The organism is Alteromonas sp. 5NW40-0090, assembly GCF_057552975.1.
This window is the reverse complement of record NZ_BAAJLT010000005.1, coordinates 64,338-80,709: the sequence shown is the minus strand read 5'-3', so window position 1 is coordinate 80,709 and position 16,372 is coordinate 64,338. Positions and strand designations below refer to the sequence as shown.

At 43.4% G+C, this 16,372-nt stretch carries 15 protein-coding genes and 1 tRNA gene; 5 read left to right on the top strand and 11 right to left on the bottom strand.

The window, feature by feature from the left end:
- The first annotated feature begins 23 nt into the window (after nucleotides 1–23).
- The 3 genes from AC27KT_RS07555 (at nucleotide 24) to AC27KT_RS07545 (ending at nucleotide 3,696) form a co-directional block, all read left to right on the top strand.
- On the top strand, nucleotides 24–1,652 hold the full coding sequence (locus AC27KT_RS07555; RefSeq protein WP_487128741.1) for a diacylglycerol kinase family protein: 1,629 nt from the start codon (nucleotides 24–26) through the stop codon (nucleotides 1,650–1,652).
- A 7-nt stretch (nucleotides 1,653–1,659) separates the two neighbouring features.
- Complete coding sequence (gene gdhA / locus AC27KT_RS07550) at nucleotides 1,660–3,012, top strand: NADP-specific glutamate dehydrogenase (protein WP_487128739.1); 1,353 nt, start codon at nucleotides 1,660–1,662, stop codon at nucleotides 3,010–3,012.
- Between the two features lie 228 nt (nucleotides 3,013–3,240).
- Nucleotides 3,241–3,696 (top strand): hemerythrin domain-containing protein, encoded by a 456-nt coding sequence (locus AC27KT_RS07545; RefSeq protein WP_487128737.1) that lies wholly within the window; start codon nucleotides 3,241–3,243, stop codon nucleotides 3,694–3,696.
- Between the two features lie 140 nt (nucleotides 3,697–3,836).
- Here the strand turns inward: AC27KT_RS07545 and AC27KT_RS07540 are convergent, their stop codons facing one another.
- The 9 genes from AC27KT_RS07540 to rlmE all read right to left on the bottom strand — a co-directional run bounded on the left by AC27KT_RS07540 (nucleotide 3,837) and on the right by rlmE (nucleotide 13,142).
- The gene (locus AC27KT_RS07540) at nucleotides 3,837–3,995 is read right to left on the bottom strand and encodes a YqaE/Pmp3 family membrane protein (RefSeq protein WP_014949371.1); all 159 of its coding nucleotides are present in this window, start codon (nucleotides 3,993–3,995) and stop codon (nucleotides 3,837–3,839) included.
- A 194-nt stretch (nucleotides 3,996–4,189) separates the two neighbouring features.
- Nucleotides 4,190–6,484, bottom strand: a complete 2,295-nt coding sequence (locus AC27KT_RS07535) for an EAL domain-containing protein (protein ID WP_487128734.1) — start codon at nucleotides 6,482–6,484, stop codon at nucleotides 4,190–4,192.
- Nucleotides 6,485–6,716: 232 nt separating this feature from the next.
- Nucleotides 6,717–6,802 (bottom strand) — tRNA-Leu (locus AC27KT_RS07530).
- A gap of 10 nt (nucleotides 6,803–6,812) precedes the next feature.
- Nucleotides 6,813–7,226, bottom strand: a complete 414-nt coding sequence (secG, locus tag AC27KT_RS07525; protein ID WP_039232721.1) for a preprotein translocase subunit SecG — start codon at nucleotides 7,224–7,226, stop codon at nucleotides 6,813–6,815.
- A gap of 10 nt (nucleotides 7,227–7,236) precedes the next feature.
- Complete coding sequence (tpiA, locus tag AC27KT_RS07520) at nucleotides 7,237–7,980, bottom strand: triose-phosphate isomerase (RefSeq protein WP_487128732.1); 744 nt, start codon at nucleotides 7,978–7,980, stop codon at nucleotides 7,237–7,239.
- Nucleotides 7,981–8,076: 96 nt separating this feature from the next.
- Complete coding sequence (glmM, locus tag AC27KT_RS07515) at nucleotides 8,077–9,420, bottom strand: phosphoglucosamine mutase (RefSeq protein ID WP_014949367.1); 1,344 nt, start codon at nucleotides 9,418–9,420, stop codon at nucleotides 8,077–8,079.
- Nucleotides 9,421–9,429: 9 nt separating this feature from the next.
- On the bottom strand, nucleotides 9,430–10,254 hold the full coding sequence (gene folP / locus AC27KT_RS07510) for a dihydropteroate synthase (protein ID WP_487128730.1): 825 nt from the start codon (nucleotides 10,252–10,254) through the stop codon (nucleotides 9,430–9,432).
- Between the two features lie 210 nt (nucleotides 10,255–10,464).
- A complete protein-coding gene (gene ftsH, locus AC27KT_RS07505; RefSeq protein ID WP_014949365.1) occupies nucleotides 10,465–12,411 on the bottom strand; it encodes an ATP-dependent zinc metalloprotease FtsH in 1,947 nt (648 codons plus the stop codon).
- Between the two features lie 101 nt (nucleotides 12,412–12,512).
- Nucleotides 12,513–13,142 (bottom strand): 23S rRNA (uridine(2552)-2'-O)-methyltransferase RlmE, encoded by a 630-nt coding sequence (gene rlmE, locus AC27KT_RS07500; RefSeq protein ID WP_487128727.1) that lies wholly within the window; start codon nucleotides 13,140–13,142, stop codon nucleotides 12,513–12,515.
- A 95-nt stretch (nucleotides 13,143–13,237) separates the two neighbouring features.
- Between rlmE and yhbY the strand changes: the two genes are divergently transcribed.
- Together yhbY and AC27KT_RS07490 are read left to right on the top strand one after the other, a co-directional pair.
- Entirely contained in the window at nucleotides 13,238–13,531 is a 294-nt protein-coding gene (yhbY, locus tag AC27KT_RS07495) for a ribosome assembly RNA-binding protein YhbY (protein ID WP_039220582.1), read from the top strand.
- A gap of 114 nt (nucleotides 13,532–13,645) precedes the next feature.
- The gene (locus tag AC27KT_RS07490; protein ID WP_487128725.1) at nucleotides 13,646–14,422 is read left to right on the top strand and encodes a 3-hydroxyacyl-CoA dehydrogenase; all 777 of its coding nucleotides are present in this window, start codon (nucleotides 13,646–13,648) and stop codon (nucleotides 14,420–14,422) included.
- A 111-nt stretch (nucleotides 14,423–14,533) separates the two neighbouring features.
- On the opposite strand, the gene AC27KT_RS07485 is transcribed toward AC27KT_RS07490, so the two are convergent.
- Together AC27KT_RS07485 and AC27KT_RS07480 are read right to left on the bottom strand one after the other, a co-directional pair.
- A complete protein-coding gene (locus tag AC27KT_RS07485) occupies nucleotides 14,534–15,448 on the bottom strand; it encodes a GGDEF domain-containing protein (RefSeq protein ID WP_487128723.1) in 915 nt (304 codons plus the stop codon).
- Nucleotides 15,445–16,251 carry an alpha/beta fold hydrolase gene (locus AC27KT_RS07480; protein ID WP_487128721.1) on the bottom strand — a complete coding sequence of 269 codons (807 nt, stop codon included), beginning with the start codon at nucleotides 16,249–16,251 and terminating at the stop codon, nucleotides 15,445–15,447. The genes AC27KT_RS07485 and AC27KT_RS07480 overlap by 4 nt, the downstream gene beginning before the upstream one ends.
- Nucleotides 16,252–16,372: the final 121 nt, after the last annotated feature.

Sequence of the window (16,372 nt, the reverse complement as noted above, 5' to 3'; positions counted from 1 at the left end):
CACTTACAAAGGATGTGTTAATCGTGAAAATGGTGAAGTATTACGTACTCGGCGCATTAATGGCGTTAGCGCTAACGCTAACTGTGCCAATGGTTTTGCTAAAAGTGGTATTTGGTTGGACTGCGTTTTCGCTAATCGCGGTTAGCAGCGCTTACTTACTTAATATCCCAAGCTTGTTTCGCAAACGCGAAGATGGGTCGATCCCCTTTTATACTCGCTGGATTTTTGTCCCTTTCCTGCTGGGTTCGTGGCTTTACAATGAATATGCACGCAGAACCGATAAAGTCCCCCCACTACAAAAAATTGAGCCCAACCTATTTCTTGCGTGCCGAATGTCTAGCAAGCATGTGGGCCTGCTAAACGAAAGCGGTATTGAAGCAATCTTAGATGTAACCGCAGAGTTTGACGGCTTGGACTGGACTGCCTATCAGGAAGACTTTCGCTATTTAAACGTACCTGTACTTGACCATACCAGCCCGACACCAGAGCAACTGGTACTCGCAATCAATTGGCTAAATCAGCAGATATCTGAAGGTAAAAATGTAGTAGTACATTGCGCGCTAGGGCGTGGCCGCTCTGTATTAGTCGTTGCCGCTTTTTTATTGGCGAAAAACCCAAAACTGACAGTGGATGAAGCTTTAAGTCAAATTAACAAAATACGCCAAACTGCAAGGCTCAATAAACGTCAGTTAGCATCACTTCAAAAAGTAAGAGATGGCGGCTTGCTGTCACTACAGAAAAAGCTAACGCTTATTGTTAATCCCGTCGCAGGTGGTGGTAAGTGGTCTCAATACCGAGACGAAGTGCTTTCTAGACTTAACGAGAAGTTCAAAGTCACTGTTAAGGAAACCACGCCAGATATAGATGGCAAGGCACTCGCTGAACAAGCTAAGCAAGATGGTGCCCATATTGTTGTTGCATGTGGCGGTGATGGTACATTAACGGAGGTAGCCTCTGCGTTGGTGAATACCGACATTACCATGGGAATCATTCCCTTTGGTACCGCTAACGCATTAAGCCAAGTACTTCACGGATACATCAGTAAAGTCACCCCCATAAGTACCGCCTGCGACATCATAATAAAGGGTAACACGCTCTCTATTGATACGGCGCGGTGTAACGACAACGTTATGCTTTTAGTTGCAGCTGTTGGTTTTGAAGAACAAATGATCTCTGCTGCTGACAGAGAAGAAAAAAACATGGGCGGTCAGTTTGCTTACTTAAAAGGGCTTTGGAATGCTATTTCAAATAACGAAAATATGACTTTTGAGGTAGCTATGGATGATCTACCTGTCGAGACATTAGAAACACCAAGCTTTGTTATAGCAAACGCGGCGCCAATGACTACCGCACTTGCACAAGGTGCTGAGCCGCCAGATATAACCGATGGTAAGCTTGATTTAACTTGGCTATTGCCACAACCAAGTTCTGATAGACAGTTCGCTTCTCTAGCGGAACTGGTGTTAAGCCCGGCAGAAGCAAAAAAACAATCAGATTCAATACGCCATGAACGCGCAGCACGTATAACGTTAACATTCGACAAACCTACCGCATACGCTGTAGACGGTGAAATTTACGAGGGCGATAAACTCGTCATAGAAACATGCCCACGCAGTCTTACCGTACTCACTAATTTTGAAGAAAAGGATTAAATAGTACATGGCTCAAAAAAGTAACTTTGAAGAAATCTATGACTTTTTGAACGATAAGTTTTCTAATGAGGTCGAGTATTTACAAGCGGTACATGAAGTACTGAAAGATATCATTCCTATCTACAATGCGAATGAAGACTACAAGGCATTTGATATTGTAAGGCGCATTTGCATGCCAGAGCGCATTATCTACTTTACCGTTTCGTGGATGAACAGCGAAGGCATAATTGAAGTGAACCAAGGGTGGCGTGTGCAGCACAATTCAGCAATGGGCCCATACAAGGGAGGTTTACGTTTTCATCCTACCGTAAACCTTTCAGTACTTAAGTTTCTTGCCTTTGAGCAGTGTTTTAAGAATGCACTTACTGGCTTGCCCATGGGTGGCGGAAAAGGTGGCTCTGACTTTAACCCCAAAGGACGGTCAGACCGAGACATTATGTTGTTTTGCCAAGCATTCATGCGTGAATTGCAACGACACATAGGCGCGAACACCGATGTACCTGCTGGTGATATTAACGTAGGCGCTAGAGAAATAGGTTATCTCTATGGTGAATACCGTAGGTTAAACAATAGGTTCGAAGGTGTGTTAACGGGCAAGGGTTTAGAGTTTGGTGGAAGTTATGTGCGCACTGAAGCCACAGGTTTTGGCTTAATCTACTTTTTAGAAGCGGTTTGTAAACAACGAAATTCTCACATTGAAGGCAATACTATTGCAGTATCTGGTGCAGGAAACGTAGCGCTTCACGCGGCGCTCAAGGCGGTAGAGAAAGGCGGAAAGGTAATTTCGCTGTCAAATAGCCGGGGGCTTCTGCATGTTGAAGAAGGATTATCGGATACGGCATTAAAATGGGCGATTAAGAACCACAATAACCGAGATAATATCCTTGTGGACATGGCTGATAAAAACATGGGCAAATGGATAGCCGATAAAAAGCCGTGGCATTTAAAATGTGATATTGCTTTACCTTGTGCAACGCAAAATGAACTGCTTGAAGCGGATGCCAAGTTATTATTAGATAACGGCTGTAAGATGGTTTTAGAGGGTGCGAACATGCCTTGTGCAAATGAGGCGCAGGCCCATTTCTTAGAGGCCAAAATTGTTTATGTGCCTGGAAAGGCATCTAATGCGGGTGGTGTCGCCTTGTCAGGTTTAGAAATGAGCCAAAACGCCATGTTCAACCAGCGTAATGCGAACATACTTGATGACCAGTTATACGCTATTATGGAAAACATTCATCAGCGCTGTGTTACAGAAGGTCAAGGTGTAGGCGATGAAAACGATTATATCGACTATATGAAAGGCGCTAACATCGCAGCGTTTAGACGTCTTGCAGACGCCATGGTCGCACAAGGCGTGTAGCACGTTTACCACATATTCCATTCGATAAATTCACGACAAAACTGCCGTGAATTTATCGGTAAGTAACCTGTAAAATTTGCGTTTTCTCTACCCTACTGTAATCTCCCCATCCATCGTTGTACAAATTTTATTATAAAAATCATGAACTAACAGACCTTTTATTCATGGAACAAAAATAGCATTACCCATGGTGTGATTAACTTTTTAGGTATTTATAAGGAACCACCTATGAAAATTTTTGAAGCTTTACGCCAAGACCATGAGAAACAACGTTTATTGCTAAAAATTTTAGCTGAAACAAGTGGAGATACAGCTGCACGCCGTGAATATTATCAGGAGCTCAAGACTCAGCTTGAGAGTCATGCTATTGCTGAAGAGCGCCACTTTTATTCTCATCTTTTAGAGAAAGACGCCACCGTAGATTTGACCCGCCATGGTATTGCAGAGCATCACGAGATTGATGAATTACTTGCGAAGCTTGATGACACCGATATGAGTTCACCTGCATGGTTACGTTATTTAAAAGCACTTCAGGAAAAAGTGGAACATCACCTTGCTGACGAAGAACAAGAGTTCTTCCAGGTTGCGGGTAATGTGCTTAATGACCGCCAGAAAACAAAACTTGCTGATGAATATCAAAAAGAGATGAAACAGGAGTTAGACGACGAAAAACTAACGGCGTAACATAGCCTTGGTATCCATGGCGATAATATTCAGTCCGAAACGCGTCATAAAGTAAAAAGCCAGCTATTGAAGTTGGCTTTTGCATATTTAATACTTTATTGCTCTGTCACCTATAACGACTTACAAAAGCCTTTAGGTGCCTACTTTTTAGCGATGATGTAAACCGCGTGAATTACACCTGGGAAATAGCCAAGAATAGTCAATAGAATATTGATCCAAAAATGTGCGCCGATACCGACCTGTAAAAATACGCCTAGCGGTGGAAGTAAAATTGATAAAAGTATACGAATGATGTCCATAGTAAATTCCTTGTTTTTGAAGTAATTTCACAACTCAGTAGGCAAAAAACTCACACTTTGGTGAAAGTGTTCAGCCTGCGGAGCGATTTTCACGCTTCATAATGGTTGTTTGCATTTTAAATGCCATGTCAGCGTTGTTAAACGATTGAGCATCCCATTGACTCCAAAAATATAAATTTTTTGTAATAATAAAGCTATTCACCGAAAGGTGTATTTTGCAGCCAATCTTCTAGGTCTGGACGATTAAGAGGTCGACTGATGAAATAACCTTGCGCGATATCACACCCCCACTCTTTCAAGATTTCTAGCGAAGCAACATCTTCTACACCTTCTGCAACCACTTTTAAATTAAAGACACTTGCTAAACTAAGCACGGTGTGAACTATTTGTTGATCGTTCTCGTCGCTTGCTAAAGCAAGAATAAAGCTTTTATCTATCTTGATTGTTTTGACTGGTAGATTCTTTAAGTATGCCAATGAAGAGTAGCCCGTGCCGAAATCATCTATCGCAAAATGAAATCCACGGGCTGTTAGCTCATTTAGGTTCTCTATGGCAAGCGATGCGTCGGCAACCAAGTCACTTTCAGTAATTTCAAGTTCCAGCGCCTCAGGGGAGAGCCCCTCTTGCGTGAGCAAAGCAACAAGCTTACGCAGCAATACTTTGTTTTGTATGTCTTGAGTCGAGAGGTTCATTGCCACAGTAAATCCATATCCTTTAGCTCTGAAATAAGCTAAATCTGCAATAGTCTGCTGCATAACCCAAGTCGTGACCTGCTCAATCAATCCTGCTTGCTCAGCAATAGTGATAAACTCATCAGGAGGAACAAAACCAAGTGCACTGTTGTTCCAACGAATTAACGCTTCCATACTACAAACTTTCATGGTCCTTAAATCAACTTTAGGTTGGTAAACCATAGACAGTTCATTCTGCTGACTGGCAAGAGCACGTTTTAACTCTGTTGTAATAGCAAGTCGGCGGTTATATTTATCTTCCAAATCAGTTCGATAGCGAACACACCAACTGTCACTATGAATCGCTTCATCGGTGACTATATTCATTTTTCTGAAAAGTTCTTCAGAAGACTGTGCGTCCTGTGGGCATTCGATTATTGCCATAGCAACTTTCACGGGAATAGCGATTAAATTACTCTCAACAGGCTGTTCAAGTATGTACTTAAGCGTTTCTAGCTGATCATCATTAAGAGATTCCTGCGATATATATAAAATCTCACCGCCAGCAAGGCGCGCAGACGTGCCAGGCCAGCGCTGTAAACGCTCAGCTAACGCTTTTAACGTATTGTCGCCATTTGAATAGCCATACAGGTCATTAATAGTTCGAAACCCAATGACGGTAATAGCCACCACTTGAACAGCCCGCCCTTCTTTGAGCTCGGATTCGAAAAAGCCTTCAACATAGTTGCGGTTAAAAAGCCCCGTTAACACATCGTGTTCTGCTTGATAGCGTATATGCTTCTCACGACTCTTAATACTCGCCTGCATACTATCAACAGCATTAGCAAGCTCAGTAATTTCTTTGAGTTTCGATGGCGCTTCAAGTGTCGCACCATAGGAGCCCGAAGCCACCTTATTAACTGCTTTAACTAACTTAGAAACAGGCTCACTCACATTTCGTGCTAGTAACAGAGAAAGCCCCATAGCAACGAGTATTGCTAACAAACAAAAAGCTAATATGGTTAATTGAATACGAGTAAACGCATTAAACGAAGAGGTTACATCTACAGCTAGCGTAATCGCCATAGGCAAGTCCTGCTCAGAGCCGATACTTACCTGTCGCGCAAAATAGGTCAACTCGTTCTTGAAAGTGACATCTACCCAAGAGGGGTCGCGTTCAGATGAAAGTATTCGCTGAGCGTCTCCCTCATCTAACGTTGCCTTTATAACCTTATTTGAACCTGCTTCTGAAATGATAATTTCAGCATCTACAAGTTGTTTTAACTCGTTTAATAAATCGCTATCAAAATCAACACCAATAAGCATGTAATATCTGAGCGTTGGAATTTCTACCCGAATTAGATTTAGCTGCACCAAGTTGTTGTTAACAACAAAAAAGCCACTGTCTTGACCTTTAGCTACAAGTGATAAGCTACTTTCTACGTTTTGGCCAGGCTCAAATAAATCGCTATGGGTTGCAACTACTGTGTGATCTAAACTAACTAACGCAATGATGTTTGTATTTAAGCGTTCTGCGTAGCTTGTAAAAGCGGCTTCTATAGAGGGTATGTTTCCAGTGCCCACAGCGCGTCTAAAGTCGAAAGACCGAGACAGAACTTTTGAAACGCTTCTGATAACGGCTTGCCTGTCGGCAACGACTTTATCAAATACTTTTTCAGCCAAGAGAATGTCGTGATCAATATTTTGAACTACTAGGGTGTTGGCTGAACGCCAGACAGCGCCAATAATCAGAAGTGATGCTATTACAATACCTATCAGTAAGGTTTGAAATAAACTCTGACTTAGTGTTTTTTGCACTCTAGTGCCCCGTGAAGAATAGACTAAATTTTAAGATGCGTAAAACGATGACCAGCTAAAAGAATAGCTGAATAATAAAGATACGAACAGATATAACACCCTGTAATTTTTAGTTTTTAACGCTTTGTTACAATTATATCAAGGTCAACAGTTGTTTTGTTGGCTGCGTGTTCTTGCTTTCAAAAAGCCAAATAGAAAAAGGCCAGCAATTTTGCTGGCCTTTTTCTTTAATTGGTGCGGAAAGCGGGACTTGAACCCGCACGAGCTATGCTCACCACCCCCTCAAGATGGCGTGTCTACCAATTCCACCACTTCCGCGAAAACTTTGTTAGTTTGAACCTTCAGCGTCGTCAGACTTTGGTACGTCTGTTACATCGCTTTCAACAACAGGAACATCACTTTGAGCTGCATCTTCAATAACTGGTACGTCTTGATCAGCTGGTAATTCTACTGGCTCTTCTACTGCCGCTGGAACTTCTAGGTTGTTCCACTCATCTTCTGCGCTTTCACGGTTTGCAGTCATTGCACCCAAAGAAAGGCTAATTAAGAAGAACAAGCCTGCTAATATAGCGGTCGTACGAGTCATGAAGTTACCTGAACCTGATGAACCGAAAACAGTGTTTGAACCGCCTGAGCCAAATGAAGCGCCCATATCTGCACCTTTACCTTGTTGGATCAATACAAATCCAATAAGTAATAGCGCTACAATTAGGTATGCTACTAATAGCACTTCGTAAATCATAAATACCTCGTCAGTTTGCCGCTTGGCAAATTGAAATAAAATCTTCAGCTTTTAAACTGGCTCCGCCAATTAAACCGCCATCTACATCTTTCTGTGCAAATAGGGTTTCAGCATTATCTGGCTTAACACTACCACCGTACAAAATACGAAGGCCTTGAGCCAATTGTGCGTCTACTTTATTAAAGTAGCCGCGAATAAATTCGTGTACTTCTTGTGCTTGCTCAGGGCTGGCTGTTTTACCAGTACCAATTGCCCAAATCGGCTCGTATGCAATAACAGTTTTGCTGAGTTCGTCTACCGACATGGCGCTAACTAGTGCATCTAGTTGCTCGCCAACAAACGATTCAACATTACCTGCTTCTCTCACTTCAAGTGGCTCACCTACACAAATGATGGGTACGACACCTGAAGAAACACATTGCTTTGCCTTTAATGCAACAAGTTCGCTTGACTCGCCTTGGTCTTCTCGTCTTTCTGAATGCCCAACAATTGCGTAACCGCAACCTGCTTCTCTAAGCATTTCAACTGACAACTCACCGGTGTGAGCGCCGTTATTTAGATGACTTACGTTTTGAGCACCAATGTCAAACGAATGGGTTTCAAATGCGTGTAAAAGAAGTGAAGGAGCGCATATTACGATTTCCGAATCAGCTTTTACATTCGCCAGCTTTTGATTAAATTCAGCAACTAATGCCAAATTTCCGTTCATTTTCCAGTTGCCAGCCACAAATGGCTTTCTAAGATTTTTACTCACAACGCAGACCTTAGCCCTGTCTTCAAAGCGGGCGTGATATTAACTATTTAATTGAGAAGATACAAGCACAAAAAGCAAAATTTCCTGCTACGCCAACTAATTGGCGAGATTACGAACAGTTTCAGCAATATGCTCTGCCCATTTGTGAGATTGGCTTTCGTCATTCGACTCAACCATCACACGAATTAACGGCTCAGTACCACTTTTACGTAGAAGTACCCTGCCCGTTTTACCTAACGCAGACTCAGCCTCTTTCTTAGCATTTTGCACATTGCTGTGTGCTAAATAATCCACTTCTTGATTAGCGTATCGTACGTTAACTAGCGTTTGCGGGTACATTTCAAAGCCACTTGCTAAGTCGTGTAAGTCCATGTGCGAACGAAGCATTGCGGCAAGCACCTGAAGCCCAGCTACAATACCGTCTCCCGTAGAGCTCATATTAAGATTGAGAACATGACCCGAGTTTTCACCGCCAATAGACCAGCCTTTTTGCTGTAGCAGCTCCATCACATAACGGTCGCCAACATTACTTCTTGCGAAAGGAACACCAAGCTTTGACAACGCATTTTCAAGGCCTAAATTACTCATCAACGTGCCAACGACACCACCCTGCATCTTGCCGTTCTTAAGCGCGTCGCGGGCAATGATGTAAACAATCTGGTCACCATCTAACACGTTACCTAAATGGTCTACCATCATAATACGATCGCCATCACCGTCTAGGGCAAAGCCAAGGTCAGCGCCGGTCTCCTTAACCTTTTCAACAATCGCATCCATTGACGTTGCGCCCACACCGTCGTTAATATTTAAACCGTTCGGCGCTGTACCAAGTTCAATAACCGTAGCACCTAACTCTCTCAATACATTGGGGGCAATGTGATACGTTGCGCCATGTGCGCAGTCCACTACAATTTTTAGATCTGTCAGCGATAACTCTGAAGGGAATGTCCCCTTACAAAACTCAATGTAACGACCCGCAGCGTCGTTTATACGCGTAGCCTTACCCAGCTTATCAGATGCCACACATGTCATTGGGCGCTCAAGCATATCTTCAATCGCTAACTCGATATCATCATCAAGCTTAAAGCCTTGCGCTGAGAAAAATTTAATGCCGTTATCATAAAACGGATTATGTGACGCACTAATCACTATCCCTGCTTCTGAGCGAAATGTTTTGGTGAGATAAGCAATGGCTGGCGTTGGCATGGGGCCTAGCAAGCCGATATTAATACCAGCAGCTGATAAACCAGCCTCTAAAGACGACTCTAGCATGTAGCCAGAAATACGCGTGTCTTTACCAATAAGTACTTTGTTCGTCCCTCGTCCGGCAAGAACCTTACCTGCTGCCCACCCCAGCTTTGTAACAAACTCTGGGTTGATATTGCTCTCGCCTACCTTTCCGCGGATACCGTCGGTGCCGAAATATTTGCGCTGCGTCATTATTATTCCTTATTTTACTGAATTCAGCATTTTCACGATATTGACAGCATCAGCTGTTTCTTTCACGTCGTGAACGCGAATTATCTGTGCGCCCATTTGGGCGACAATTGTAGCGAGGCTTATGCTTCCCGCCAAGCGCTCATCCACTTTTCTATTTAGCAAATTGCCGATCATCGACTTGCGAGACATGCCTACTAACACCGGGAAACCCAGCTTCATAAGCGATGGCAAGTGTTTCACCAGCGTATAATTGTGTTCCAGTGACTTTCCGAAACCGTAGCCAGGGTCAAACAAAATCTTGTCTTTAGCAATGCCCGCTTCTTCACACGCATTGCTACGGGCGAGTAGAAACTGGCCCACATCATTCACTACATCGTCATACTCAGGGCTTTGCTGCATGGTCCTGGGTTGCCCCTGCATATGCATTAAACAAACAGGTACTTGTGCTTCAGCCGCTACTTGCAATGCGCCAGGCTCTTGTAAAGCGCGTACATCGTTGATTAGCCCCGCGCCAGCTTTCACCGCTTCACGCATAACGTCAGCCTTGCTGGTATCAATAGAAATAACACACGCGGTATTTTTAGATACGGCTTCAATAACGGGTATCGTGCGATCAAGTTCTTCTTGCAGCGATACATCGGGGGCGCCCGGCCTTGTCGATTCACCACCTATATCAATAAAGGTTGCGCCTTCATCAATCATACGAAGCGCATGGTCAAGGGCTTGAGATACATTTGCGTGCTTGCCACCGTCAGAAAATGAATCAGGCGTAACATTTAAAATGCCCATTACCTGAGGCTGTGACAGATCTATGAAGTACTTACCAAACTGCATGAATTACCTGCATTATCTTTGTTTTGAAATTACCGTATTTCTTAGACAGAAAAAATGTTGAGAGATGAAGCTTTAAAGCAAACTGATTTTAACCTGCTGGATTAGTAATGAAACGTACCTAAAACCGTAAACTAACAGCTAGAATAAAATCAAACTGCTCTAATAAAAAACGCCAGTTAAACTGGCGTTTTTTAAAATGAGTGTAGAAGCTTAGCTTGGAATATCGCCCGGCTTACCTACCGACGGTTTATCTACGCCGTCATTTTTAATTTCACCTTCACGAACCGGCGCACCACCACTTGGTTTATCGCCACCCGATGGTTTGCTGTCATCCCAGTCAGCTGGAGGACGAACGTCAGTGCGGTTCATCAGATCATCAATTTGCTTAGCATCAATGGTTTCGTACTTCATCAGTGCGTCTTTCATTGAATGTAAAATATCGATGTTGTCTTCAAGGATCTTTTGAGCGCGCTCGTAGTTGCGGTCAATCAGTGACTTAATTTCCGCATCAATGGCACGTGCTGTGTCATCAGACATGTTTGTTGCCTTAGACATAGACTTGCCTAGGAACACTTCACCTTCGTCTTCAGCATAAAGCATTGGGCCCATTTTGCTCGACAAGCCCCATTGGGTCACCATCTTACGTGCAATTTCTGTTGCGCGTTCGATGTCGTTAGATGCACCCGTGGTTACTTTGTCGTCACCATAAATGATGGCTTCAGCAATACGCCCACCAAACAAGCTAGAAATCATACTTTCTAAATGCTGTTTAGAGTGGCTCACTCGATCTTGTTCTGGTAAGTACATAGTCACACCCAGCGCGCGACCGCGTGGAATGATTGATACTTTGTATACAGGATCGTGCTCTGGCACTAAGCGACCTACAATAGCGTGACCCGCTTCGTGATACGCTGTCATTTCTTTTTCAGGTTCAGACATCACCATAGACTTACGCTCAGAGCCCATCATGATTTTGTCTTTCGCTTTCTCAAACTCTTCCATAGAAACAAGGCGCTTGTTGCCGCGAGCAGCGAACAATGCAGCTTCGTTTACTAGGTTAGCAAGGTCAGCACCTGAGAATCCTGGTGTACCGCGAGCGATAACTGACGGTTCTACGTTATCAGCCACTGGCACTTTGCGAATATGAACTTTAAGAATTTGTTCACGGCCGCGGATGTCAGGAAGACCAACCACTACTTGACGGTCAAAACGACCAGGGCGAAGAAGCGCAGGATCTAGTACGTCAGGACGGTTAGTTGCCGCAATAACGATAATACCTTCATGACCTTCGAAGCCGTCCATTTCAACAAGCATCTGGTTAAGGGTTTGCTCACGTTCGTCGTGACCACCGCCTAGACCAGCACCACGTTGACGGCCTACCGCATCGATTTCATCGATAAAGATGATACAAGGCGCCGCTTTCTTCGCTTGTTCGAACATGTCACGCACACGAGATGCACCTACACCCACAAACATTTCAACGAAATCAGAACCAGAGATAGTAAAGAATGGTACTTTTGCTTCACCCGCGATAGCTTTTGCAAGCAACGTTTTACCTGTACCAGGAGGACCTACCATAAGTACGCCCTTCGGAATTTTACCACCTAGCTTTTGGAACTTAGACGGGTCGCGCAGGAAGTCTACCAATTCAGATACATCTTCTTTCGCTTCATCACAGCCTGCTACGTCAGCAAATGTTGTCTTAATTTGGTCTTCACCAAGCAAGCGAGCTTTGCTTTTACCGAATGACATAGCACCACGGCCGCCGCCACCCTGCATTTGACGCATGAAGAAAATCCATACACCAATAAGCAGTAACATGGGGAACCATGAGATAAAAATAGACGTCAGAAGAGACTGCTCTTCTGGTGGTTCACCGTACACTCTTACGTCGTTCTTAACCAAGTCAGATACTAACTTGTCATCGAAGTAAGGTACGAATGTTTGGAAAGTTTCGCCTGAACGCTTAGTACCTCGAATTTCGCCACTATTGTTGATGCGAACTTCTCGAATATTTCCCTGTTCTGCTTCTCTCAAAAACGTTGTGTAGTCAGTTTGCGAACGAGACGATTCACTCGGTGAAAAGCTCTGGAAAACCGACATTAAAACAACGGCGATGACTAACCATAAGATTAAATTTTTTGCCATATCGCTCAATGCTACTAACCTCTATAAACCCGAATTGCTTGTATATCCAACAAGTTGATTATTGAATAAACGACACAACTCGCAACGAAAACCGCTTAACCCAAAGCGTACTACACTTTATACCCACAAGCCACCAAATACACCTCACGAGAACGTGATCTGGACGAGTCAGGCTTACGTGTCTTAATGGTTGTGAAAGATTGTTTAAGTGCGTTCATGAACTCAACAAACCCCTCACCTTGGAACACCTTAATGACGAAAGAACCACCAGGTTTTAGGACTTGGTGACACATATCTAGCGCTAGTTCGCAAAGATACATAGAGCGAGATTGATCAACCGAAGCATTACCTGCGAGGTTCGGTGCCATATCAGACAACACAATATCTACGGTGTTCCCACCGATTCTGTTCAATAGTGCGTCGAGAACCGCGTCCTCTCTGAAATCACCTTGTAAAAAGTCTACGCCAACTATTGGGTCCATGGGCAAAATATCGCACGCGATAACTTGACCATTGTCGCCAACAAGCTGAGCAGCTAGCTGAGACCAGCCCCCTGGTGCAGCACCAAGGTCTACAAGCGTCATTCCTTGCTTTATAAGCTTATCTTTTTTCTGGATTTCTTCCAGTTTATAGATAGCTCGCGAGCGCCAACCTTCCTTATTTGCTTTTTGCACATAATGGTCGTTGACGTGTTCTTGTAACCAGCGTTTACTGCTGGCGGAGTGTTTCTTTTTTGTCATTCCAGTACAATGTCATTAGGATTGTAGAGAAGATGGCGTTAGAATACGTTATTTCAAGCATAAACTAACAGATTAATTGTAAGAAATATTACTAGATGAAACTTTCAAATAAACAGAAACAATTCCTAAAAGGTCTTGCACACCCGTTAAAACCTGTTGTGCAGCTAGGTGGGAACGGCCTGACAGAAGGTGTGGTTGCGGAAATTGACAACGCGCTTGGTCACCATGAATTAATTAAAGTTAAGGTTCCGACCGATGATCGCGAAGAGAAAGCGCTTATCATGGACGCTATTGTACGTGAAACCAACTCGGTTAAGCTTCAGGTAATTGGTCACACGCTAATTATCTATCGCCAAAGCGAAGACTGTAAAATTCAGTTGCCAAAATAGCAGCAACATAACTGAATAAAAGGTGCCGATCCCTCTCGGCACCGTAGTTTTTCTCCTTACTTCCCGTTAACATCACGTTAATAACAGTGAACAAATAGGGTTTAAGGGAAAACTATGACGCTAAACAATCTTACCGCCGTTGTTACTGGCGGTTGCTCTGGACTTGGTCACGCTACTGCTGTTGCGCTTCGCGAAGCGGGTGCCAACGTCAGCCTTTTTGACCTAAATGAGGAACTTGGCGCTCAACGCGTTGAAGAATTAGGTAACGACAACACGCTTTTCACCAAAACCGATGTTCGCGATGAAGCCTCTGTTCAAGCGGCTATAGACGCGACAATCGCTAGGTTTGGCGCCATTTCTTTAGTGGTTAACTGCGCAGGGATCGCCCCTGCAAAACGTTTACTTGATAAAGAAGGCAACCCTGCTCCGCTTAGCGATTTTCAGAAAACTATCGATATCAACTTAGTAGGAAGCTTTAATGTTTCTCGCTTAGTGGCAGCTACGATGGCTAAACAGTCGCCGATAAATGAAGAAGGCGAACGTGGTCTTATTATAAATACAGCTTCAGTCGCAGGCTACGAAGGTCAAATAGGTCAAACTGCCTATGCCGCTAGTAAAGGCGGAATTATTGGCCTTACTTTACCAATGGCTAGAGATTTAGCCCCCTTAGGCATTCGCGTAAATACCATAGCGCCGGGTGTAATGGGTACGCCAATGCTGCTTGCAATGCCAGAAAAGGTGCAAGACGCCCTTTCTGCTAACGTTCAATTTCCTAAGCGCCTTGGGCTACCAGAAGAATTTGCTAAGTTAGTTATCCATATGGCGAACAACAGTTACTTGAATGGTGAGACAATCCGCTTAGACGGCGGTTTACGCATGCCGCCTAAATAGTTGCGAGGTTTTGCCATTAAGGGAGCTTAATGCTCCCTTTTTTAGTTATTACCTGTTTAAATAAAATCTTTTAGTTTTACATTCATAAGGGAAGTATTTTGCTACAGCGATTCAGACAACGCTAAACCCACCAGACTCGTCAATTATCCTTGTGTGCCCTTTTTGATTTTCCTTTGCTGAATACAGCGCCTTATCCGCTTTTAGCAATTGAGACGCAATCACATCAGATTGCGCTAATCCGTCTTTATCTAACACCGATGCACCTATACTCACGGTTATGGGCCTTCCATCGGGCAATAAAATAGTACTAATAGCGCTATGCAGTCTTTCACTAAAACATTTAATAGATTCGAACGTCGCGTTGTAGAGTACAATCAAAAACTCTTCTCCTCCCCACCTCGCTACGACGTCTGTCTCGCGCACCTGCTCAAGAATAACTTTTGATAGGTCAATAAGTACCCTATCGCCGACTTCGTGACCAAAGGAGTCGTTGATGTTTTTAAAAAAATCGATATCTAACAACAAGAAAGATAGCGGAAAGAAGGCGCGTGACGATTGGGCTATCAAAGCATTGATGTCCTCTTTAGCGGCCCGACGATTAAGTAAGGGGGTCAGAGAGTCTTTGCGACTCACTGCAGTTAACTCTTCCGTCTTTCTTTCAAGGAGGTCTCTGGCTTCCAATAGTTCCTGATAGAGCTTATCTCTTTCCTGCGCTACGTAAATAGCCCAGTAAACGATGTTGTCTGTAACCGTTAAATTCGCTACGGCGGGAACACGTCTTCCCGCATCAGAAATCAACGTTATTTGAACCTCTAAATATTTTCCATTAGCGAGAATTATCGGCTTTATGTAGCTTTCATAAAATATTAAGCTCGCTTTCGATAGGATACTAGCTATTTTAGCTTCAACAGGGCGTGTTAAACCAAGGAAGGAATAAGCAAATGGGTTTAGCCATGTTATTTTCGTCGTTTCAATATCAGATTTTAATAATAAACAGGGAAAATCTTCCTCCTTCCACTCATTCAACTGACAAACTCCTGCACGATTGAAGAGACAGTCAATGGGTTCGTCATATGTAAACAATGCCCATGGGCATCAACGATTTCAAGCTGAGCATTTGGAATTATTTGATTCATATAGTTACCGACAGCTGTTGAGGCTAGATTGTCGTGTTTGCTCTGCAAAATAAGTGTGGGAAGGGTAAGTTTAGAAAGTAGCGCTCTGTCGTCAGCAAAAAACGTGGCTTTAGCAAAAGGCTTAGCATACTTAGGATCAGTAGAACAAAAACTCGTTTCAAGCTCCTGAGTTAAGTTGGCATCACTATCTTGACCCATTACTAAAGGCGCCAAATAATTTGCCCATCCCACATAGTTTTTATCCATGAGGTTAATTAACTCCTCCAAATCTTCTTTCTCAAAACCGCCTTCATAATCAGGTGGAAAATTCAGAAAACAAGGAGAAGGGCATATCATTGTGAGTTTTGAGAAGGTATCTGGAGACTGAATGGCAGCGTGCATGCCAATCATGCTACTTACTGAATGACCGATAAAATTGACCTTAGTTAAGTTCAACGCCTCACAAATATCAAGTACGTCCTGAGCGTAGCCAGTTAGCGAAGAGTAACGGACCTTGTCGTAGGCTGCAAAGTCAGAGGCGCCACATCCAACATAGTCAAACAGTATCACTGTATATTTATCATCGAGGTAAGGTAGTAGATGCCGCCACATTTTTTGATCACAGCCGAAGCCGTGTGCCAACATAATGATGGTACTTCCTGAACCACAAATCTTTACGTTATTCCTCGCCTCTACACTCTGGAAAGTTTGCATGGTTGCACCTCAATTGTTGTTGAGTTGTCAGCGTGAAAAAGCAAAAAATTTGAACGACAGCGCCGACCTACACTTCAAATAAATAATAAAGTATCAAGAAATTTTTTTGAACAGATTAACA

What these genes read in the sequence shown, in the direction of transcription:
- AC27KT_RS07540 (WP_014949371.1), bottom strand. Translation starts at nt 3,995, where the DNA reads ATGGACATCATTCGTATACTTTTATCAATTTTACTTCCACCGCTAGGC.
- yhbY (WP_039220582.1), top strand. Translation starts at nt 13,238, where the DNA reads ATGAAACTTTCAAATAAACAGAAACAATTCCTAAAAGGTCTTGCACAC.
- glmM (WP_014949367.1), bottom strand. Translation starts at nt 9,420, where the DNA reads ATGACGCAGCGCAAATATTTCGGCACCGACGGTATCCGCGGAAAGGTA.
- gdhA (WP_487128739.1), top strand. Translation starts at nt 1,660, where the DNA reads ATGGCTCAAAAAAGTAACTTTGAAGAAATCTATGACTTTTTGAACGAT.
- AC27KT_RS07480 (WP_487128721.1), bottom strand. Translation starts at nt 16,251, where the DNA reads ATGCAAACTTTCCAGAGTGTAGAGGCGAGGAATAACGTAAAGATTTGT.
- rlmE (WP_487128727.1), bottom strand. Translation starts at nt 13,142, where the DNA reads ATGACAAAAAAGAAACACTCCGCCAGCAGTAAACGCTGGTTACAAGAA.
- folP (WP_487128730.1), bottom strand. Translation starts at nt 10,254, where the DNA reads ATGCAGTTTGGTAAGTACTTCATAGATCTGTCACAGCCTCAGGTAATG.
- AC27KT_RS07545 (WP_487128737.1), top strand. Translation starts at nt 3,241, where the DNA reads ATGAAAATTTTTGAAGCTTTACGCCAAGACCATGAGAAACAACGTTTA.
- AC27KT_RS07490 (WP_487128725.1), top strand. Translation starts at nt 13,646, where the DNA reads ATGACGCTAAACAATCTTACCGCCGTTGTTACTGGCGGTTGCTCTGGA.
- secG (WP_039232721.1), bottom strand. Translation starts at nt 7,226, where the DNA reads ATGATTTACGAAGTGCTATTAGTAGCATACCTAATTGTAGCGCTATTA.